22 protein-coding genes are annotated in these 19,355 nt (G+C 43.9%); 18 read left to right on the forward strand and 4 right to left on the reverse strand.

Annotation, left to right across the window (positions count from 1 at the left end; all coding sequences use genetic code 11):
* Positions 1 to 210, forward strand: a 210-nt coding sequence (locus I2484_RS17395) for a hypothetical protein (protein WP_207152332.1), incomplete at its 5' end; no start/stop codon positions are given.
* On the opposite strand, the gene hepT is transcribed toward I2484_RS17395, so the two are convergent.
* The 3 genes from hepT to I2484_RS17410 form a co-directional block, all read right to left on the reverse strand.
* The gene (hepT, locus tag I2484_RS17400) at positions 185 to 589 is read right to left on the reverse strand and encodes a type VII toxin-antitoxin system HepT family RNase toxin (RefSeq protein WP_207152333.1); all 405 of its coding nucleotides are present in this window, start codon (positions 587 to 589) and stop codon (positions 185 to 187) included. The two genes, I2484_RS17395 and hepT, sit on opposite strands and share 26 nt — an antisense overlap.
* Positions 579 to 986, reverse strand: a complete 408-nt coding sequence (gene mntA, locus I2484_RS17405; RefSeq protein WP_207152334.1) for a type VII toxin-antitoxin system MntA family adenylyltransferase antitoxin — start codon at positions 984 to 986, stop codon at positions 579 to 581. The genes hepT and mntA overlap by 11 nt, the downstream gene beginning before the upstream one ends.
* Positions 987 to 1,078: 92 nt before the next feature.
* Positions 1,079 to 1,960, reverse strand: coding sequence for a LysR family transcriptional regulator (locus tag I2484_RS17410; RefSeq protein ID WP_207152335.1), 882 nt, complete (start codon positions 1,958 to 1,960; stop codon positions 1,079 to 1,081).
* Between the two features lie 107 nt (positions 1,961 to 2,067).
* Here I2484_RS17410 and I2484_RS17415 point away from each other — a divergent pair, with 107 nt between their 5' ends.
* From I2484_RS17415 to I2484_RS17455, 9 genes are all read left to right on the forward strand, one after another.
* Positions 2,068 to 3,183, forward strand: coding sequence for a citrate synthase/methylcitrate synthase (locus I2484_RS17415; RefSeq protein WP_207152336.1), 1,116 nt, complete (start codon positions 2,068 to 2,070; stop codon positions 3,181 to 3,183).
* Positions 3,184 to 3,344: 161 nt separating this feature from the next.
* Positions 3,345 to 5,339 carry a S9 family peptidase gene (locus I2484_RS17420; protein ID WP_207152337.1) on the forward strand — a complete coding sequence of 665 codons (1,995 nt, stop codon included), beginning with the start codon at positions 3,345 to 3,347 and terminating at the stop codon, positions 5,337 to 5,339.
* 145 nt (positions 5,340 to 5,484) lie between these two features.
* Complete coding sequence (locus I2484_RS17425; RefSeq protein WP_207152338.1) at positions 5,485 to 6,027, forward strand: GNAT family N-acetyltransferase; 543 nt, start codon at positions 5,485 to 5,487, stop codon at positions 6,025 to 6,027.
* 474 nt (positions 6,028 to 6,501) lie between these two features.
* Entirely contained in the window at positions 6,502 to 7,233 is a 732-nt protein-coding gene (locus tag I2484_RS17430) for an ABC transporter ATP-binding protein (RefSeq protein WP_207152339.1), read from the forward strand.
* A complete protein-coding gene (locus I2484_RS17435) occupies positions 7,230 to 8,258 on the forward strand; it encodes an ABC transporter permease (RefSeq protein WP_207152340.1) in 1,029 nt (342 codons plus the stop codon). Before I2484_RS17430 ends, I2484_RS17435 begins: the two co-directional genes overlap by 4 nt.
* A gap of 30 nt (positions 8,259 to 8,288) precedes the next feature.
* The gene (locus I2484_RS17440; RefSeq protein WP_207152341.1) at positions 8,289 to 8,957 is read left to right on the forward strand and encodes a TetR/AcrR family transcriptional regulator; all 669 of its coding nucleotides are present in this window, start codon (positions 8,289 to 8,291) and stop codon (positions 8,955 to 8,957) included.
* Positions 8,958 to 9,039: 82 nt separating this feature from the next.
* Positions 9,040 to 9,453 carry a DUF1761 domain-containing protein gene (locus tag I2484_RS17445; RefSeq protein ID WP_207152342.1) on the forward strand — a complete coding sequence of 138 codons (414 nt, stop codon included), beginning with the start codon at positions 9,040 to 9,042 and terminating at the stop codon, positions 9,451 to 9,453.
* Positions 9,454 to 9,748: 295 nt separating this feature from the next.
* Positions 9,749 to 9,940 carry a DUF6366 family protein gene (locus tag I2484_RS17450; RefSeq protein ID WP_207152343.1) on the forward strand — a complete coding sequence of 64 codons (192 nt, stop codon included), beginning with the start codon at positions 9,749 to 9,751 and terminating at the stop codon, positions 9,938 to 9,940.
* Positions 9,941 to 10,230: 290 nt separating this feature from the next.
* Entirely contained in the window at positions 10,231 to 10,533 is a 303-nt protein-coding gene (locus tag I2484_RS17455) for a late competence development ComFB family protein (RefSeq protein ID WP_207152344.1), read from the forward strand.
* 103 nt (positions 10,534 to 10,636) lie between these two features.
* Here I2484_RS17455 and I2484_RS17460 read toward each other — a convergent pair whose 3' ends face one another.
* On the reverse strand, positions 10,637 to 11,413 hold the full coding sequence (locus I2484_RS17460) for an enoyl-CoA hydratase-related protein (protein WP_207152345.1): 777 nt from the start codon (positions 11,411 to 11,413) through the stop codon (positions 10,637 to 10,639).
* Between the two features lie 245 nt (positions 11,414 to 11,658).
* On the opposite strand from I2484_RS17460, the gene I2484_RS17465 reads away from it, so the two are divergent.
* The 8 genes from I2484_RS17465 to flgK all read left to right on the forward strand — a co-directional run bounded on the left by I2484_RS17465 (position 11,659) and on the right by flgK (position 19,348).
* A complete protein-coding gene (locus I2484_RS17465; RefSeq protein WP_207152346.1) occupies positions 11,659 to 12,897 on the forward strand; it encodes an EAL and HDOD domain-containing protein in 1,239 nt (412 codons plus the stop codon).
* Positions 12,898 to 13,402: 505 nt separating this feature from the next.
* On the forward strand, positions 13,403 to 14,251 hold the full coding sequence (locus I2484_RS17470; protein ID WP_207152347.1) for a DegV family protein: 849 nt from the start codon (positions 13,403 to 13,405) through the stop codon (positions 14,249 to 14,251).
* A 26-nt stretch (positions 14,252 to 14,277) separates the two neighbouring features.
* Positions 14,278 to 15,660 carry an ATP-dependent helicase ComFA gene (locus I2484_RS17475; protein ID WP_207152348.1) on the forward strand — a complete coding sequence of 461 codons (1,383 nt, stop codon included), beginning with the start codon at positions 14,278 to 14,280 and terminating at the stop codon, positions 15,658 to 15,660.
* Positions 15,657 to 16,262, forward strand: coding sequence for a ComF family protein (locus I2484_RS17480; RefSeq protein WP_207152349.1), 606 nt, complete (start codon positions 15,657 to 15,659; stop codon positions 16,260 to 16,262). Before I2484_RS17475 ends, I2484_RS17480 begins: the two co-directional genes overlap by 4 nt.
* A gap of 23 nt (positions 16,263 to 16,285) precedes the next feature.
* Complete coding sequence (locus tag I2484_RS17485; RefSeq protein ID WP_207152350.1) at positions 16,286 to 16,702, forward strand: TIGR03826 family flagellar region protein; 417 nt, start codon at positions 16,286 to 16,288, stop codon at positions 16,700 to 16,702.
* Between the two features lie 319 nt (positions 16,703 to 17,021).
* Entirely contained in the window at positions 17,022 to 17,285 is a 264-nt protein-coding gene (flgM, locus tag I2484_RS17490; protein ID WP_207152351.1) for a flagellar biosynthesis anti-sigma factor FlgM, read from the forward strand.
* Between the two features lie 32 nt (positions 17,286 to 17,317).
* Positions 17,318 to 17,815 carry a flagellar protein FlgN gene (locus I2484_RS17495; protein ID WP_207152352.1) on the forward strand — a complete coding sequence of 166 codons (498 nt, stop codon included), beginning with the start codon at positions 17,318 to 17,320 and terminating at the stop codon, positions 17,813 to 17,815.
* Positions 17,816 to 17,827: 12 nt separating this feature from the next.
* On the forward strand, positions 17,828 to 19,348 hold the full coding sequence (gene flgK / locus I2484_RS17500; RefSeq protein WP_207152353.1) for a flagellar hook-associated protein FlgK: 1,521 nt from the start codon (positions 17,828 to 17,830) through the stop codon (positions 19,346 to 19,348).
* The last annotated feature ends 7 nt before the right edge of the window (positions 19,349 to 19,355 follow it).

Below are 19,355 nucleotides of genomic sequence, written 5' to 3' on the forward strand. Positions count from 1 at the left end.
GTAGATCCAGCGAAGGCGCCTTACAGCGGTAGCCGAAGCCATAAGACTGGCAGTGGTTTTCTGCCTGGCTTATGGCGAGAGGCATCCGCAAGCGCCGAAGTGATTTCAATGGAAACTTTCAGTCACAACTTTGATAGAGGACTTTTTCAGCGGCCTCCCGTGGAGGAGAGGGTTTTTGGCTTGATTAATATGCAAGAATTTGTTTTGTGAAAGAAGTGAAGTCTCCTAAGTGGTTCTTAATAATTTCATTTAATATGTTTGTATTGATGGTTTGGTAATCATGGACCGCGATATTGCGGAAGCCAACCATTGCTTTCATATTGGCAGCGGATTCTTCAGTAATTACATGATTCGCGTGTAATAGTTCGAATGCTTCTCTACTTTTTTGTGGAACACCGAATTTATTGGCAGCTGATATATGCATGGCTAAGTCAATACACGCTTCGCAAGCACGTTGGATATTTAAAACAACGGAATCTTGCTTTGTGAAATCCGTTAAATTGTTTGCATCTTCGGCGTATACATCTTTAATTCTTGCAATACATCTTTCAATAACACTGATTTTATTCAGAATCACATCATTCACCATATACTGACCCCGTTTCAATAATTTTATCGATAATCGGTTGTCGTTCTTCGTTGAGCTTTGCATACATGCCATATGTCCGCATGTGTAATTCCATTCGTAGGTTTTCATTTTTGGAATAAATGACTTCTCCAGTTGAAAAGATTTGTGTCGCAAAAACAGTGGATGCTTCTTTTAAATCGACAAGATCGACTTCAATGCCAATGATGTCTGCAAGTTGCTGCGCAAACATAAAAAGTTCGTAAGCAGAGAACACCTTATCTTCGCGATAGAATGCTACGTCAATATCGCTTTCATTATGCGTAATCCCTTTTGCGTAAGATCCGAAAATAATAATGAAGTCAGGTTTTAGTTTTTCTATACTAAATTCACGAACCTTGTGGAAGATTTCGTCGTGCATAAAAATCACTCCCTTATCTAGTCTTCTCAGTATAGCAAAAACTGGACAGTGAAGGGTCCGGTTCCTACGTGATTTACGCGATATTGCATAATCTACCCAAAATAATAAGTAGAAATCTGATTGATGAACTCCTCTTCAAGCTTGCCTTTCTTTTTAACAAGTATATATGTCGAAACGGTTGGCAATTCGAATAGGGCAAAATGTGGCTGCATAAGTCTACCTTCAATCAGTTCACGCCGAACGATGGAATGAGGGAGGAACGAGACGCCTAATCCTTCCTGGATGAACCGTTTTGCGATGTGTGCTTGCGTAACTTTCATCGTCCGGATGCCAGGAATATGTTTGCCTAGAGTGAAAAGTAAGTTGTCCCAATAGACGGGATGATGATGCGTAAATAAGTAGTTTTTCTGTAGTTCCTCAGAGACATCAATGGGGGGGCCGCTTTCCTCATCGTATGAATCCGTTGGCATGATGAATAAAATAGGGTCCTTATAAATCAGAATCGATTCAATATTTTTGAACTGGGCGTCGAGTGCTGAAATACCAAGATGTACATCACCATTGTCGACCAGCTGCTCAATCATTTCCGATTCTTCGACGCGAATGGATAGTTCGATATCAGGATGATGTTCCATAAATGTTCGTAATAAATTGGGCAATATCGTTTCGGCCATTAGCGGTGAAATGGCGATTGTCCAATTGCGGCGATAGCCTTGTGAAAACGCATGCATCCGACTCACACTCGCGTCCGCATCTTTGGTAAGTCGAACAGCTTCAGGATAAAAAAACTTGCCGGCATCTGACAAAGTGACGCGGTTGTTCATCCTATCAAAAAGTTTAGTACCAAGTTGCTCCTCTAAAAGGCGAATATGCACGGTCACGCTCGGTTGGGATAGCATCAATTTCTCGGAAGCTTTACGGAAATTTAAGGTCTCTGCGGCGACAATAAATGTTTTGAGCCATTGGTAATCCATTAAGTGACTCCTTTCTTGATTAATAAAGGTAATTGATTTGATAAAAAACATTCAATTTTCATAATTATACCCCCGCCTTATACTAAAGAAAAGAAGGAGGAATAATTATGTTCCAAAAAGGGTTGAAAGATGTTATTGCGGTGCACACGAAAATTGCGTCGGTCGATGGGGAAAAAGCAGAATTACGATATAGGGGTGTTTCTGTAGGTGATCTTATAGCGGCGCATTCATTCGAAGAAGTGGCTTATTTTATGTGGACTGGGGTGTTCCCAGAAGAAAATGATCTTCGCCTATTGGATGAAAAAATGATCGCAGGAAGAGACCTCCCACTACATGTTGTCGCAATTATAGATGCACTTCCTGCTGATATGCCACTGATGGATGCGATGCGGACGGCAGTTTCTGCTTATGGATATACTGAATTTAAAGATGAAACAATCGAGGATCAGGCGATTGTTTTGACAGCGGCACTTCCAGTGATTATTGCGCGCCATTATCGAAATCAACAAGGACAATCAATCGTTGAAGCGGATCCGACTTTATCGCACACAGCGAATTATTTGTGGATGTTGACGGGCGTTGTTCCAAATGAAGTACAAGTTGAGGCGCTTGAAACGTATCTGAAATTAACAATGGAACACGGATTGAACGCATCGACTTTTGCTGCACGTGTCACTATTTCGACTGAATCGGATTTGACATCTGCCATCACATCGGCAATCGGAACGATGAAAGGGCCGTTACATGGAGGCGCGCCATCGGGTGTCATTGATTTGTTGGAAGAGATGGGAACGCAGGGAAATATCCGTTCAGTTGTTGAAGATAAAATGAAAAACGGCGAACGGATTATGGGATTTGGCCACCGAATTTATAAAACGGAAGATCCACGTTCGATATTGTTGAGAGATAAATGCATCAGTATGTCGGGGGAAGATGACTGGTTGGACCTGGCGACGTCAGCTGAGAAAGAAATTATTTCTTTGCTAGAAGAGTATAAACCGGGACGCAAATTGTATACGAACGTCGAGTACTATGCCGCAGCAATCATGCGTTCAATCGAAATGCCGCCGGAGTTATTCACACCGACGTTTAGTGCATCAAGAATTGTTGGCTGGACAGCGCATGCGATTGAACAGTTAAGTGATAACACCATTTTTCGGCCACAATCGGTGTATATAGGCGAATGGGTAGCTTCGGATGAGAGGTTTCATGTAGGGAGCTGATTGTTAGTGGGATTTTCATGATAGTTTCGCAGTTAGCACCATAGTTCCACAACAGATCTCCTTCGCCACACAATGAGATCATTTTTTATTGACATGAAAAAAGGGAAACTGTTACGAATGTCGAAACAAGTAGATAGAGAAGAAATAAGGGGGAATTAGCAATGGGGACACGTAAACTGCAAGTAGCTGACCTATTCAAATTACAGTCTGTGACGGATCCGCAATTAGCGCCGAATGGTAAGGAAGCGGTGTTTGTGAAGACGCATATTGACGAGGAAGATAATAAGTATATAGCGAATTTATTTCACATAGATCTGGAATCGAACGAAGTGACGCAGTGGACGCATGGCAAATGGACGATTTCATCACCCGAATGGTCTGCCGATGGGAAGCAGATAGCTTTTTTATCGGACCGCGAAGAGAAGAATCAGTTGTTCATCCTACAGGCAAGAGGCGGGGAAGCGCAGAAAGTGACGTCATTCGAACAAGGCGTGTCGAGTTTCCTTTGGTCGCCGTGTGGCAAGAAAATTTGGGTGGACGCAGTCGTGAAAGAAGGCAAGACGTTCACGGATAAAGAAGAAAAGGACGACAAGAAAAAGCCGGAACCATACCGTGTCACAACAATGAAATACCGGATGGACGGAGCGGGTCTGTTGCCGCAAGATGCATTCCGACAAATCGGCCTTGTCGATATCGGAACGGGAGAGGTAACGCAGTTCACAGAGGGGAATTTCCAGCATGGATTGCAGGCGATATCGCATGACGGCAAGAAATTAATCATTGGCGTCAATCGTAAAGATAAGTTGGATTTCGAATTCCGACAACCACTAGTTATTATAGACGTTGAAACGAAAGAGGAAACCGTTCTTGTCGATGAAGAGGGTTATTTCGGTGGCGCTCAATTTTCCTTTGATGACCGCTACATTGCATACGTTGGTTCAAACCGGACATTCGAAAACGCGACGCATAGCAGTTTGTACGTTTATGACATGGAAGACGGTATGCGCATGAATTTGACGGAAAGCATCGACGCACCGGTTGGGGATGCAGCAGTTGCGGATCATCAGCAAGGAGCGGGTGCGCCGTCAGCAGTTTGGACACAGGACAACTATCTGTATTTCCAGTTGTCAACAATGGGCGATATCCGTCTGTACTTTGCGTCACTTGAAGGCGAATTATACCCAGCAACACCTGAAAATGAACATGTATATGGCTATGATCTATCGGCTGACGGCGAGTTTGCACTTGTTGCGGTTAGCAATGCAGTCAATCCGGGCGAGCTGTATAAGCAAACAATTGCAACTGGCGAACGACAAGCCCTCACTTCATTTAACGCTGCGTATTTGGAGGAAGTTGAACTAGTCGAACCGGAAGCAATCGTCTATAAAGGCGCGACAAATTGGGACGTGCATGGTTGGCTAATGAAACCGGCGGGCTACGTCGAAGGGTCCACCTATCCGCTAATCGTCGAAATTCATGGTGGCCCGCACGCCATGTATGCGAATACGTTTTTCCATGAGTTACAATTATTGGCGGCGCAAGGATATGGCGTACTGTATGTTAATCCACGCGGAAGTCATGGGTATAGCCAGGAATTCGTAGATGCTGTTCGCGGGGACTATGGCGGCGGAGATTACGAAGATATCATGGCTGGACTTGACTATGTTAGTAAAGAAAATAGCTGGATCGACACGGACCGGCTTGGCGTAACGGGCGGGAGCTACGGTGGTTTCATGACAAACTGGATCGTTGGCCATTCGGATCGTTTCAAAGCAGCTGTCACGCAACGTTCGATTTCGAACTGGATTAGTTTCTTTGGCGTATCCGATATCGGTTACTACTTTAGCGATTGGCAAATCGTTGCTGACATGACCGACGTTGATAAGCTGTGGGAACATTCACCGTTGAAATATGCGAAAGACGTTGAGACTCCGTTGTTAATATTACACAGTGAAAAAGACTTCCGTTGCCCGATTGAACAAGCTGAGCAACTGTACATTACATTAAAAAGTATGGGGAAAGAAACGGAATTTGTTCGCTTCCCAGATGCAAATCATAACTTATCGCGCACTGGCACACCGAACTTGCGCATTGCAAGATTGGACGAGATTACAGGTTGGTTCGCGAAATATCTGCCCCGCATTAACGCGCAGTAAGCCCCTCATATAAAGACAGTGGGCATTATAAGGAATAGCGGTTGAGGGGCAACTGCCCGTAAATGCCCGATAAGTTCAACTAACAATCAGTGGAAAAACACCACTGATTGAAGTTGAGCTATATAATCGATTCGGAGGAAAATGATTGAGTTATACAAATGAGGGCGTAACAATACGTCCAATCAAAGAACAGGATTTACAACGAATGTGGGAATTGAGTTTTAAAGATGAAAACCCTGAATGGAAAAAGTGGGACGCCCCCTATTATGAGCATCAGACAATGACGTACGAAGCATTTCTGGAAAGACGCGATAAAATCGTTGCACAGGACGATTATTGGGGCATTGAAGTGGATGGTGAATTGATTGGCATGATTAGTTATTACTGGGAACATAAGCCGTCCCTTTGGCTGGAGATGGGAATTGTCATTTACGAGCCACAGTATTGGAGCGGCGGCTACGGAACGAAAGCGCTCACGATGTGGATTGAACATTTATTCCATAAAATGCCTTTGGTTCGTGTCGGTTATACGACGTGGTCAGGTAATGAGCGTATGATTAAAGTCGGTGAAAAACTGGGCATGACGATGGAAGCGCGGTTGCGGAAAGTCCGTTATTGGAATGGAACTTACTACGATTCTATCCGGATGGGTATCCTTCGTGAAGAATGGGAATCCCGGCTTTCATGAGGTGGTCGTGCACCTGATATGATTGGTTGAGCTGATATATGCTCGGTCGTGCACCGGATATGATTGGTTGAGCTGATATATGCTCGGTCGTGCACCGGATATGATTGGTTGAGGGGATATATGCTCGGTCGTGCACCTGATATGATCGGTTGAGCTGATATATGCTCGGTCGTGCACCGGATATGATTGGTTGAGGGGATATATGCTCGGTCGTAGGCGACATACGCTCGCTCACCCAACCAATACTTACGAATAGAAAAAAGTATCCATTCCATAAACTGGAATGGCTACTTTGGGTTATTAAAAGCACGACCTAAACACTAGCATAATCATCAATCGAAGCGATCAATTACTTCATTTAAGGAATGGGCAACTATTTGTGTAGCAGCACTGCTTACTCGCTTTACTAAAAACAAATGACTAGCATATAATAAAAGTGAGTACTCACTCACTACCGCGAAAGGGGTGTTAAGGATGGAACAACTAAGTATGTGTGTATCAATTCGTCACGTATCAAAAAGCTATAAGAAACACCGTGTGTTAGAGGATATCAACTTGGATATTTTCGAAGGGGAAATTTTTGGTCTCCTGGGTCCATCTGGTGCAGGGAAGACGACATTAGTTAAACAATTAACAGGCTTAGATACACCAACTTCAGGGGAAAGATATTTATTCCAAACGAAAATGCCTTCATTAAAATTAATTACTAGCATCGGTTATATGGCACAATCGGATGCACTCTATGAAGATCTATCAGCAAAAGAAAACTTGCAATTTTTCTCAAGTCTATATGGTCTAAAAGGTGAGAAACAAACACGTAGAATAGCAGAAGTGATGGAGCTCGTTCAACTTTCTGGTGACTTAAAAAGGTTAGTATCCAACTTCTCCGGTGGCATGAAACGTCGGCTTTCATTAGCAATAGCTTTACTTCATGAACCAAAGATATTAATTCTCGATGAGCCCACTGTTGGCATTGATCCCGTTTTACGAAAAAGTATTTGGGAAGCTTTCTACAAATTAAAACAAAATGGAACGACAATCATTGTGACGACACATGTAATGGATGAGGCCGGTAAATGTGATCGACTTGGATTGATTCGGGGTGGACGTCTAATTGCGGTCGGAACGCCCGATGAATTAAAAGAAATGACCAATACAACAACGATTGAGGAAGCTTTCCTGGTCTACGGGGGTGCCAATAAATGAGAGTTTTCGCATTGACACAACGAATCTTGCGACAAATTGTGCGAGACAAACGAACAATGGGATTGCTTATCATAGCGCCAATCCTTGTGTTGACGATGCTCCACCTCGTGTTTAACGGAGGAGATTATACCCCGAAAATAGGCTTCGTCGATGTCCCCACTGCAGTTGTGGAACAGATGAATGTAGAAGGGGCGGATATCACAACATATAGTGACGAAAAAAGCGCGAAGGCTGATTTAGCCGATCGAATGATAGATGGCTACTTAACATTTGCAAACAACGCGCCCACTGTCGTTTTGGAGGGAAGTGACCCGAGCGTTGCAGGCGCCACGATGAAATGGCTTCAACAAGCAATGCCGACTGGACAGGAAATCGGTCATAGTCCGAAGTTAACAATCGATTACTTACACGGCTCTAGCGACATGGGAACGTTTGACTATTTCGGACCCGTTCTTCTAGGATTTTTCGTCTTCTTCTTCGTCTTCTTAATTGCGGGCGTATCGTTCTTACGGGAACGGACAACAGGCACGCTTGAACGTCTACTCGCGAGCCCTTTACGCAAATGGGAAATCGTCATGGGTTATGTAGTTGGCTTCGGGATTTTCACGATGATTCAATCGGCAATTATTGCCGCTTATGCGATTTATGTGCTCGGAATGATGATGGAAGGGGCATTCGGCTATGTATTACTGATCACCTTGCTGCTCGCTCTAACAGCGCTGACGCTTGGTATTTTACTATCATCATTTGCTAATAATGAACTTCAAATGATGCAGTTCATCCCAATCATTGTCGTCCCACAAATCTTCTTTTCCGGCTTATTCAATTTGGATACCATCTCGAAGTGGCTTAGCTGGGTTGGCCCATTCACGCCATTGTATTACGCGGCGGATGCATTACGTGACATAATGGTCAGAGGCTATGGATGGGGTGCAATTTACATGGATATTTTTGCGTTAGCAGGATTCTCTTTATTGTTTATCGCAATTAACATCCTGGCCCTGCGAAAATACCGCAAAATCTAACAGAAATGATTGACGAAAAGGGAGTTCAGTATGACAAAAGAGGATCAAATGATAGAGGAAATGTTTAATCATGAAGGTGATTTAACAGAGCGGCAAAAGAAAATACTAGCTGCCGCGATTGAATCATTCGCTGAAAAAGGGTATTCTGCCACGTCCACAAAGGAAATCGCTCAAAAGGCCGGAGTAGCCGAAGGAACGATTTTCAGACATTATAAAACGAAAAAAGAGTTACTGATGTCCATTGTCACACCAATGATGATCAAGCTGATGGCGCCAATTATAATAAAGGATATCAATAAAGTACTGAATCATGACCATGAGACATTTGAAGATTTCATAAGAGCAATGATCGACAATCGTAGAAAGTTCTTAAAGAACAATGTGAAAATCATTAAAATATTCATTCAGGAAATTCCTTTTCATCCAGAACTTAAAGAGCAATTCATGGAGCATGTCGGCAGCAAAGTCTTTACACGGCTTAGGCAAATTATTGACCATTACCAGGAAAAAGGGCAAATTATCAATCTGCCCATCGATACCGTCATTCGCTTAACGGGCTCGACAATCATCGGCTACTTCGTGACCCGATATGCTATTTTACCTGATGCCGATTGGGATGACGAAGCGGAGGTCGACTCGACAGTTCGCTTTTTGATGAAAGGATTGGCGCCGGGGGGAGTGATTAGGAGAGTGCATTAGACTCTCTTTTTTTTTAATGCGAAAGACTTCTTCATCATGGTACAATCGATCTACTACATTACCTATAGGAGGAAAATAACAAATGGACTTATCACAAATTAGTATTTTAGCAATTATACTTGCCGTCGTCGCAAATATGATTATCGGGGCACTCTGGTATTCACCCGTACTCTTCGCCAATGTTTGGATGAAAAGCCTCGGCAAGACGCCTGAAGAACTGCATACAAGCAACCCGAATATCGGATACGGACTTACGACACTTGCTGGCATTATTACAGCAATCATCTTATCGCTAGTTATCACAATGTTAGATTCAGTGACAGTTGGTGGGGGAGCACTAATTGGATTCTTAGCGGGTGCCGGTATTGCAAGCGCACGAGAATTATCGCCCACCTTTTTCGAGGGACGAAAGTATATACTCTTTTTCATTAGCTCAGGTTACCATATCGTTTCATTAACTGTCATGGGCATGATACTTGCATTTTTCATCAAATAAAAAAGGAGAAGGCATCCAGTTTTATTAAAAGTCAAGAGTTAAAGCGAAAACTTATATATAACAAGATTTCTATAGAATGTGTAACATTATAATGAATAAAATAAAAGCTGAACTAAAATTAGATTTTTAGTTCAGCTTTTATTTTGAATATAGATAATATTCACCGAAATTATAGGGTAAATGGTGTATAATAACAAAGATAAAATACTTCTTGTTTGTTCTTCAACTAACGGTGTGTTTAGTTCAATAGTGAACATGATTTTCAGAATGAAAAAATGTAGAGGTGGTGTTTTCATTGAACAAAAAAGAAAGTCCTGAAAAAATAAGAGAAAGATTGAGACAAGAAGAATTAAGAAGAAACCCTGGAGGAAGTTTTCAGGGGGGTGGACTTCAAGATTTAGTTGGGGGTCTAGGATGGAAAGGTACAGGAATACTCATTCTTTTGATAATAGTTGGTAGCATGTTCTATTTAGCTTTCTTCAACTAACAGGCCAGGTTATTTCAATAAGAATACATAAGATTTGATGTAATAAATCATCATGTAGAATTACTTGTCTTTAATTTTGCGAACTAGCCTTCTCCTTTAATCTTTACCCCTCCAACCAGGCACTAGGACTCACCCTCACCCCCGACCGTACGTAGTGGATACAAACAAATAAGGAATTCATTAGGTCATTTAGCCGAGGATAATCCATTGGGGAAATGATATACTCAGTGGTAAATGATGGATATGGAAGTGTTGACGAAACATATCCATAACAACTGGAGCGTGAGAAAATGGCCCTTTACAATGTTATGGAAGAAGTCGTTCGCGATGTATTGATGCAATACAAAGACCAACTGCAACTGACTTGTCTTTGTGAGCGATGCTTTAACGATATCATGGCAATCTCGCTTAATGAATTACCTCCGCGCTATATTACCAACGAGGAATATGGACCATATGTCAGGGCGGAGCATGTAGCGGATCGTCAAGGTGCTACGAATATTATACTAATCGTCACAAAAGCAGCAACATTTGTTTCAAAAAACCCGCGCTGCGCAGCGATGAACCTCGCTACTTCTGAACTACCTGTATAGCAGCCAAAAGCCTGTCATTCCACTGGGGAGCGACAGGCTTTTATTCATCGTATAACTAGTTATAAGAGTAGATTTAATCCCCGCCGAAACACTCTATACTTACTTATTTCCCCTTGAAAACAGGCTTGCGCTTCTCAGAAAATGCATTCAACGCTTCAATGCGGTCTTCAGTCGGAATCGTGAGTTCGTACGCTTTCCGTTCAATCGCAAGTCCCGTTTGTAAGTCTACATTCATGCCGTGTTTAATCGCAAATTTCGCCTGTTGTAAGGCAATTGGGCCATTCGCAAGGATTGAATCCGCAAAGGCGGCTGTTTCCTGAACAAGATTTTCCGGCGTTGCAATTTTCGTGAGGACACCATAGCTAAGCGCTTCGGCCGCTGACATTCTGCGTGCTGTCAAAATCAGTTCAAGCGCTTTCGCTTCGCCAATTAACCTCGGAAGACGCTGCGTTCCACCGGCTCCTGGAATAATCGCAAGCCCTGTTTCCGTCAACCCCATAAGTGCCGTGTCAGCCGCAATCCGGAAATCGCAAGCAAGCGCAAGTTCCATGCCACCCCCGAATGCAAAACCGTTCATCATCGCAATTGTTGGTTGTGGCAAGTTCTCAATCGCCGAGAACACTTCACCAATTTTGTAAAGATTGCGCTTCACTTGCAGGTCCGTAAGTGTTTTTCGTTCCTTTAGATCAGCGCCAACGCTAAAGGCACGATCACCAGAACCCGTGAAAATAATGACGCGGATATCTGGATTGATGCGGATTGACTCTGTAATTTGTCCCAGCTCAACTAACATATCGTAGTTAAATGCATTCATCGTTCCCGGACGATCGAGCGTCACGAAAGCGAGATTTCCCTTTTGTTCATAATGGATTGCTTCCATTTAAAAACCCTCCTCGAATAAAACCTGATAACTAGAACATACCATTATTCAGGGTGTGTTGCTATATTAATTGATAGATAAGATGAACAAATGAATATCTATAGAAACTGAGCGAAGGCGCTACTCGCTATCAATTGCCGTCACAATTCAATAGGTTTTTTATATCAACAACTAGAGTACTTATTTATAATTATAGTGGTAAAATAACGGTGTTTTGCTATACTACAAGAAATGAGGTGGATTTTATGAACGATACAAATATATTCGTTGGCAGACAGCCAATATTGGACCAAAATGGCGATATCTATGGGTATGAACTGCTCTATAGAAACAGCCATAAAAACTTTTTCCCAAACGTGAATCCTGAACAAGCGACAATTAGCTTACTCGTTAATACATTCCTAACAATAGGAATCGACAAAGTAGCGGGGGACAATTTGTCATTCATTAATTTTACAGGTGAATTACTTGCTCAAGATATTTTTGCAAGCCTTGACCCTGAAAAAGTCGTCATTGAAGTGTTGGAAAACGTTGAGATTACCCCCTCACTCCTAACTAAATTGCGGCTATTGAAAGGGGCAGGCTTTAAAATAGCATTAGATGATTTTATCCTGCAAGAACAGTACAGTGTACATAGTGAATTGTTTAAAGTCGTCGATTTCGTCAAGGTCGACTATTTAGATACAACGCCAGTCGAGCGTGTTGAAATCGAGAAATTCATTAAACAGTATCCTGAAATCATAATGCTTGCCGAAAAAATTGAAACGGAAGAACAATTCAAGGTGGCAAAAGCATCAGGCTACAAATTATTTCAAGGTTATTTCTTCTCCAAACCGGAAATTGTCTCAGGAAACGAAATCCCATCGAATGTTAGTCTTCATTTCCAAATAATCGAGCGGCTCCATACCGAACCACCAAATATCGATGCTATCACGGAGCTCCTCATGCACGATATTTCACTGTCCTATAAATTACTGAGGCTCATCAACACCCTTGCGTTCGGAGTGCCGAAGCGGATTAGCTCCATCAAACAAGCCATCGTTCTTATCGGATTGCGTGAAACGAAAAGATGGGTACAAGTCCTTGCTTTGCGTGAGATAGGGCAAGGACCGGGGAATGGTCGCACACAAGCGCTTGCTGATTACTCGCTGACGCGGGCCAAAACATGTGAGCTCCTCGCGAAACAGGACGGCAAGAAAAATCCTGAAGAATACTTCTTCGCGGGCATGTTTTCACTAATTGACGCCATCATGATGCGTGACTGGGATGAAATCTTGCAACTCATTCCGTTGTCTGATGAAGTAGCACTTACAGTAAAAGGAGAGCGGACAGAAATCACGCCGTATCTTCAACTTGCTATAGCCGTTGAACGCTTTGACTGGCAACGTATCGAGCAACTGATCACCGATATGGGAATAACACAAGCGGAATTGAGCAGATGTACGGTAGAAGCACATCGTTGGACACAAAGTTTGCAGCACTAAAATATAACTCCCAGATCTAAGTGTACGAAAGGTCGGGGGATTAACTTTACTACTTTCGTAGCATTGCGAGCACTCAGTACGGTGAAATGTGTGACTATGCTAGAACCTCAGACTACTTTTTATGCATAATTCCCGTTATCTAAGGAAGTACTAGATGTTTAGTTCAAAGAGTAACCACCTACAATCCTGATGAGGAGAAGGCGGTTACTTTTTTTGTTGGTGGCGATTGCAGTGGCATTCTTGTTTTTGCCTACGAAACTGCAACCTTAAACGAATGATTCTTGTATCAACTAAGCGAAGGCGCCTTAAAAGGGGTAGCCGAAGCCCTAAGACTGGCGGCGCAGCTGCTTGGCTTAGGGCGGGAGGCATCCCCGAGCGCAGAAGCGGATTCAATGGGAATACATTATAAAAGCATTATACTTGTACTCAATTCCCAATACATCACACTTGCACATTCCCATTTCACCTCAATTTAGGTAGAATAGGGGGAGGAGCTGATCTTAACTTGAAAACAGCAATTGTTACGGATAGCACGGCATATTTACCCGCAGCTCTAATGGAAGAATTGGACATTCATATGATTCCACTAGCAGTTGCACTTAACGGCGAAATTTACGATGAAGAAATTGATATTCGTTCAACCGATTTTTACGATAAAGTACGCGGGGATGGTCCGTTACCAAAGACATCACAGCCGCCAATTGGCAAATTCATTGAACTGTTCGAGTCGCTAAAAGACACCAACGACGCAGTCATTTCCATCCATTTGTCGAGTGGTATTAGCGGCACATATGCAGGTGCGGAGCAAGCCGGCAAGATGGTGGAAGGCATCGAGGTATACACATTTGACTCGGAAATCTCCTGTTATTTACAAGGGTTTTACGTACTCCGTGCGGCAGAACTTGCCAAAGAAGGAGCGACACCAGACCAAATTATTGCTGAGCTAAATGACATGAAAAAGACTATGCGCGCTTATTTCATGGTGGATGACCTGACACATCTGCAACGGGGCGGTAGACTTTCCGCTGCACAAGCGTTGATTGGCGGACTTCTTCAAGTGAAGCCAATCCTCCACTTCCAGGACAAAGTAATTGTCCCGTATGAAAAAATCCGCACACGTAAAAGAGCGATGAAACGGATTGTAGACATGCTAGCGGAAGACGCAGCAAAAATGCCACTAGAGGCGGCAATCATTCATGCTAACCGACCTGAAGATGCCGCAATATGGCACGCGGCACTTTCAGATCAACTACCAGACGTCAAATTCACCATCAGCCACTTTGGACCCGTCATCGGCACGCATCTCGGGGAAGCATCGATGGGACTTGGATGGGTGAAACGGCGAACGCTTTAAAAAGGAACGTATTGGAGGTGTTGCAAATGACCACTACATTCGATGCGTCAGTTAGGGACTTCCTAGCTGGCCGTATTTGGCTTCGCTCGCACACCCCTTTTCCAATCGGAATAATTGACGAACACATCGCATTAGAACATATCAAAACCATCCAGGGCATCAAAACCTCGAAGACATACACAAATCAACCACTGCACTTCTGCAACCGATGTGAAAACGACACACAAGCTCGCTTCACAACATTCGACTGCGCAAAATGCGAAGGCCCTTGCACCTATTGCAGACACTGCCTCAAAATGGGGCGTGTTTCAACATGCACGGAACTCATCATCTGGAACGCAGAACCACCGACTTATCCGACAGCTCACATAATCGCCTGGCAAGGTACACTGACACCGCGCCAACAGCAAGCAGCAGACGAACTGACACACAGTAATATAAAATGCATCCCGCATCTCATCCATGCCGTATGTGGTTCTGGAAAAACAGAAATCCTGTTCGAACCAATCCATAAACTGCTAACAGAAGGAAAAAGGGTTTGCATCGCAGCACCCCGCGTCGACGTCATTCTTGAACTCGAACCACGCCTGCGCGCAGCATTTCCGCAGACAGTAATCGAAGCGTTATACGGTGGCTCGAAGTCAACAACAGAATCCTCACCCCAACTCATTCTCGCAACGACCCATCAGTTATACCGATTCCGTCACGCTTTCGATGCCATTTTTGTCGATGAAGCAGATGCCTTCCCCTATACAGCCGAGGAGACATTGAGACGAGCGGTTCAAAAAGCAGCGAAACCCGGAGCACCCATCCATTTTGTCACGGCCACACCATCGGACAAACTCCTAGCGGCCATCAAACGAACAGGACAAGTCTCAACCATCGACCGCCGCTACCACGGACATCCATTACCAGTTCCGCGGTATGAGACGTTATGGAATTACTCAAAGCATATCCAAAAAGGGAAACTACCCAAAAAGCTCGCCAATTGGACAGCTGAGCGGCTCAAGCGGCAAGAACCGTTTCTCATCTTTTTCCATCACATAGGCCTCATGGAACAAGCGGAACCGTTATTCCAACAGCTAGACGCACGTATCCACGCCGTCCATGCTGCCCATCCTGATAGAAAAGAACATGTTCAAGCGCTGCGGGGCAAAGAAGTTCCGGGCCTTCTCACCACAACAATCCTAGAACGTGGCATCACAATCCCGAATGTTCAAGTCGCCGTCGTCGGAGCGGAACAGCTCCTATTCAACAAAGGTGCACTTATCCAAATTGGCGGGCGTGTCGGGCGTTCTGCGCAACATCCGTCAGGCGATTACGTCCTATTCCATCATGGCATCACCTATTCAATGGACGAAGCGAAAAACGAAATCATTCAGTTGAATAAAGGAAGTGTCCGCATATGAACAGCTGCCTGCTCTGTGAAACGCCGATCGCACAAAAATCGTCCTGGAAAACGTTACTCGCACTCGAAAAACAAACAGAAATTTGCCAAGACTGTTCAAAAAATTTCAAACGTGCCGACATAAAAGAAGTAGATACTATGTTGGATCAAATTACTTCACTTTACACATACAACGAAGCAATGCGAGAATACCTGCATCAATACAAATTCCTTCAAGACGTTGCATTAGCAAGCGTCTTCGCGAATGAACTGCATACCCTCTTAAAAGGGAATGCAACAATCATTCCAATCCCGATGCATCCAGAAAAAAGGATTGAGCGGACATTTTCTCATGTTGAAGAACTGTTGAAAAGTGCATGTATTCCGTTTGCGGATATACTTGAAAAAATAGGTACTGAAGCAATGGGCGAGAAATCGAGGGCGGAGCGTCTGGCGATGGAGTCTTTATTCAAGATGAAACCTGGAACAGCAATCCAACCTGGCACGTACATACTAGTAGATGATATCTATACAACCGGTACTACGCTGCGCCATGCGGCAACTGCGTTAAAACAAGCAGGTGCCACACATGTCGAAGCGGTTACACTAATCCGAGCAGAGTAATGAATTAATAGGAGATGAATAAGATGGCTGAACTACGAGACTGTCCGAAATGTGGCGACTTTTTTAACTTTACAGGTTTACGAGACGTTTGCGCGAAGTGCGCCGGGAATGAAGAGAAAATGTATGAAGAAGTCTATCGTTTTTTGAGACGTCGTGAAAACCGGGCGGCAACAATTGAACGGATTGTTGAAGTGACAGGCGTGACTGAAACACTACTTCACCAATGGGTCCGAAAAGGCCGACTCCAACCAGCACTATTTCCGAATCTAGGTTATCCGTGTGACAATTGCGGCAAGCTTACTATCGCAGGAAAACTGTGCGTTGATTGTACAGCTGATCTGAAAAATGACCTTAAAACGTTTGAAGCAGTGCAGGAATTCAGGGAAGCGGTCAATGCAAATGAAAAAGCAACCTACCATACAGATCGTAGACTAAAATAAGAAACAACCGGCAGTATTTCGGACTGACCGGTTTTTTCTTATCATGTCTAGCTACAGGCGCCAGCCCATCGGAGGCTCACAGGATGTGAGTCACGCAGCCATTGCCGCAGGACGCGGCGTACTTAGGCTACGTTCCTTGAAAGCAATCCAGCTATGTGGCAAAGTGCGCCACGTCGCTAGATCGACTTATGCCTGTCGGGGCTGAACGGCGCCTTCCGCTTTTCTTTACGAAAGACCCTAAACGTTTAATAATTTATGCCGAAGTAAAGAATAGAGCATAACTTAGTGCATAAGCTACTAACGAAAGGAGCGAGAACAAATGAAAATCCAAAAATTTAATGTACCTGCTATTAATCCATACAAAGCAAACCAGGTAAAAGCAGAAAAGTCCGAACAGCAAGCGAAAATGAAAACCGATAAACTCGAAATTTCATCCGAAGCAAAAAAACTTTCGGAAACTTCCACATTTACAGCGGGGCGCAATGAGCGTATCCAAGAATTAAAAGCGCAAGTCCAAGCTGGAACGTACGAAGTCAATCCCGAACAGCTCGCCTCCAACTTGGTGAAGTACTTTAAACCGTAAATACTGACTGATTATGAAAGTAGGAAAAAAACATGTCTATCACAACCATCCTGACGTCACTTAACAACCTGGAAAAACTTCATAGAAGCCTGCTCCGGATTGCTTACGACAAGACGGCAGTTATCAAAAACGGGGACATGGAAGGACTCGACCAATTGTTGAAAGATGAGCAATCTCATTTGGCTGCTATCATCCAAATGGACGGTCTCAGACAACGGGATGTGGCGCAGTATTTGGCTGATCAAGGACGATCAGCATCACTCAATCCAACCGTCACAGACTTGCTCGACGTCGTACCGGAAGCGGACAAGGAAAGCCTTGAGGAGGCGAGGGACCGTCTCCTGCACGCAATTCACGACTTGAAATGGCAAAATGATCTGAACCAGAAGTTGACCTACCAGTCCCTTCAATTCGTGAATTTGTCGCTGGACATCGTCCGACCGCGTCCGGAATCAACCAACTACTCAAAAACAGAAATTAATGGAAACAAACTATCAACTAAACAAACAACCTTTGATACAAATGCCTGAGGGGGGAAACTAATGTCTACATTTATGGGACTTGAAACAAGTAAACGCGGCTTGTTCACACAACAATCCGCGCTCTATACAACAGGGCACAACATCAGTAACGCCAACACACTTGGCTACTCACGCCAGCGTGTCAATATGGAAGCAACAGCAGGATTCCCAGGCGTCGGTCTAAGTGCCGGCACAATGCCTGGATTCTTGGGGACTGGTGTTCAAGCTGGGTCTATCCAACGTATCCGTGATGGCTTTGTTGATCAGCAGTATAGACAGGAATCCAACAAACTTGGTTACTGGGATTCTCAAACAAAAGCGATTTCTCAAATGGAAGACGTCATGAACGAGCCTTCCGCATACGGACTGCAGAAATCACTCAGCGAGTTTTGGCAATCGCTGCAAGACCTTGCCGTCAACCCAGAAAACGGCGGTGCACGCGCAGTCGTCGTACAAAACGGTCAGGCAGTTGCAGATTCGTTCAACTACATGCACAAATCATTGACCGAAATCCAGACAAACCTAGGAAAAGAAATTGATGTATCGGCTGGTCAAGTCAACTCTATCCTTATACAGATTTCAGAGCTAAATGCACAAATTAAACAAGTCGAACCGAACGGCTATTTACCGAATGACTTATACGATGCACGGGATACTCTTTTGGATGAACTATCTAGCTACTTCCCGATTGAAACGAGCTACGAACCCTCAGGTGGACGAGCTTTAGCGATTGCTGAAGGATCAGTGACAGTCTCCATGAAAATTAATGGTACACCTGTTGTGCTTGTTCAAGGGGACAAATCTGCGACTTTAGAAACGAATCCAAGAGCGCTTGTAGAAGATGCTACCAAGAACAATCTACCAATCAGTGGAATAGATATTACGAAAATAGATGGAACAAAACAGCTTGTTGAACATACAAACTTACTGAATCTAGGGAAATTGAAATCGTTGATGAATTCATATGGAACTTCAGACGACAAAGGCATGTACCCAAAAATGATTGCAGAGTTAAACAAAATGGCCGCTGCCTTTGGTGATCAAATGAACATCGTCCATACAAGTGGAACAGATATAAATGGCGTCAAAGGCGGAAACTTCTTTGATACAAAAGGTCCTGGTCCATTTACAGCTGGGAATATAGTTGTATCTGATGCCCTCGCGAAAGATCCCAGCAAACTCGCTGCATCAGATTCTACTGGAACTGAAGAAGGTAACGGCAAGAACGCGAAGAAACTTGGCGATGTTCTTTTTGCAAAATTGGATGCCCTTGAAGGTTCAACAATCCAAACCTACTTCCAAGGCGTTATCGGGCAACTAGGTGTAGATGGCCGACAAGCTGAACGAATGACATTCAATACAACAACATTACTAGGTGCCGTTGCAAACCGCCGTGACTCCATCAGCTCCGTTTCACTAGACGAAGAAATGACAGACATGATCAGATTCCAACAAGCCTACAACGCATCCGCACGCATGATAACCGTCGTCGACGAAACACTCGACAAGATCATCAATGGCATGGGCCGAGTAGGAATGTAAGAAAGGA

The organism is Sporosarcina sp. E16_8 (assembly GCF_017347095.1).
Classification (GTDB): domain Bacteria; phylum Bacillota; class Bacilli; order Bacillales_A; family Planococcaceae; genus Sporosarcina.

What these genes read in the sequence shown, in the direction of transcription:
- I2484_RS17495 (WP_207152352.1), top strand. Translation starts at nt 17,318, where the DNA reads ATGTCTATCACAACCATCCTGACGTCACTTAACAACCTGGAAAAACTT.
- I2484_RS17485 (WP_207152350.1), top strand. Translation starts at nt 16,286, where the DNA reads ATGGCTGAACTACGAGACTGTCCGAAATGTGGCGACTTTTTTAACTTT.
- I2484_RS17430 (WP_207152339.1), top strand. Translation starts at nt 6,502, where the DNA reads ATGGAACAACTAAGTATGTGTGTATCAATTCGTCACGTATCAAAAAGC.
- flgK (WP_207152353.1), top strand. Translation starts at nt 17,828, where the DNA reads ATGTCTACATTTATGGGACTTGAAACAAGTAAACGCGGCTTGTTCACA.
- I2484_RS17435 (WP_207152340.1), top strand. Translation starts at nt 7,230, where the DNA reads ATGAGAGTTTTCGCATTGACACAACGAATCTTGCGACAAATTGTGCGA.
- I2484_RS17460 (WP_207152345.1), bottom strand. Translation starts at nt 11,413, where the DNA reads ATGGAAGCAATCCATTATGAACAAAAGGGAAATCTCGCTTTCGTGACG.
- I2484_RS17415 (WP_207152336.1), top strand. Translation starts at nt 2,068, where the DNA reads ATGTTCCAAAAAGGGTTGAAAGATGTTATTGCGGTGCACACGAAAATT.
- I2484_RS17480 (WP_207152349.1), top strand. Translation starts at nt 15,657, where the DNA reads ATGAACAGCTGCCTGCTCTGTGAAACGCCGATCGCACAAAAATCGTCC.
- mntA (WP_207152334.1), bottom strand. Translation starts at nt 986, where the DNA reads ATGCACGACGAAATCTTCCACAAGGTTCGTGAATTTAGTATAGAAAAA.
- flgM (WP_207152351.1), top strand. Translation starts at nt 17,022, where the DNA reads ATGAAAATCCAAAAATTTAATGTACCTGCTATTAATCCATACAAAGCA.
- I2484_RS17465 (WP_207152346.1), top strand. Translation starts at nt 11,659, where the DNA reads ATGAACGATACAAATATATTCGTTGGCAGACAGCCAATATTGGACCAA.
- I2484_RS17475 (WP_207152348.1), top strand. Translation starts at nt 14,278, where the DNA reads ATGACCACTACATTCGATGCGTCAGTTAGGGACTTCCTAGCTGGCCGT.
- I2484_RS17420 (WP_207152337.1), top strand. Translation starts at nt 3,345, where the DNA reads ATGGGGACACGTAAACTGCAAGTAGCTGACCTATTCAAATTACAGTCT.
- hepT (WP_207152333.1), bottom strand. Translation starts at nt 589, where the DNA reads ATGGTGAATGATGTGATTCTGAATAAAATCAGTGTTATTGAAAGATGT.
- I2484_RS17445 (WP_207152342.1), top strand. Translation starts at nt 9,040, where the DNA reads ATGGACTTATCACAAATTAGTATTTTAGCAATTATACTTGCCGTCGTC.
- I2484_RS17440 (WP_207152341.1), top strand. Translation starts at nt 8,289, where the DNA reads ATGACAAAAGAGGATCAAATGATAGAGGAAATGTTTAATCATGAAGGT.
- I2484_RS17455 (WP_207152344.1), top strand. Translation starts at nt 10,231, where the DNA reads ATGGCCCTTTACAATGTTATGGAAGAAGTCGTTCGCGATGTATTGATG.
- I2484_RS17410 (WP_207152335.1), bottom strand. Translation starts at nt 1,960, where the DNA reads ATGGATTACCAATGGCTCAAAACATTTATTGTCGCCGCAGAGACCTTA.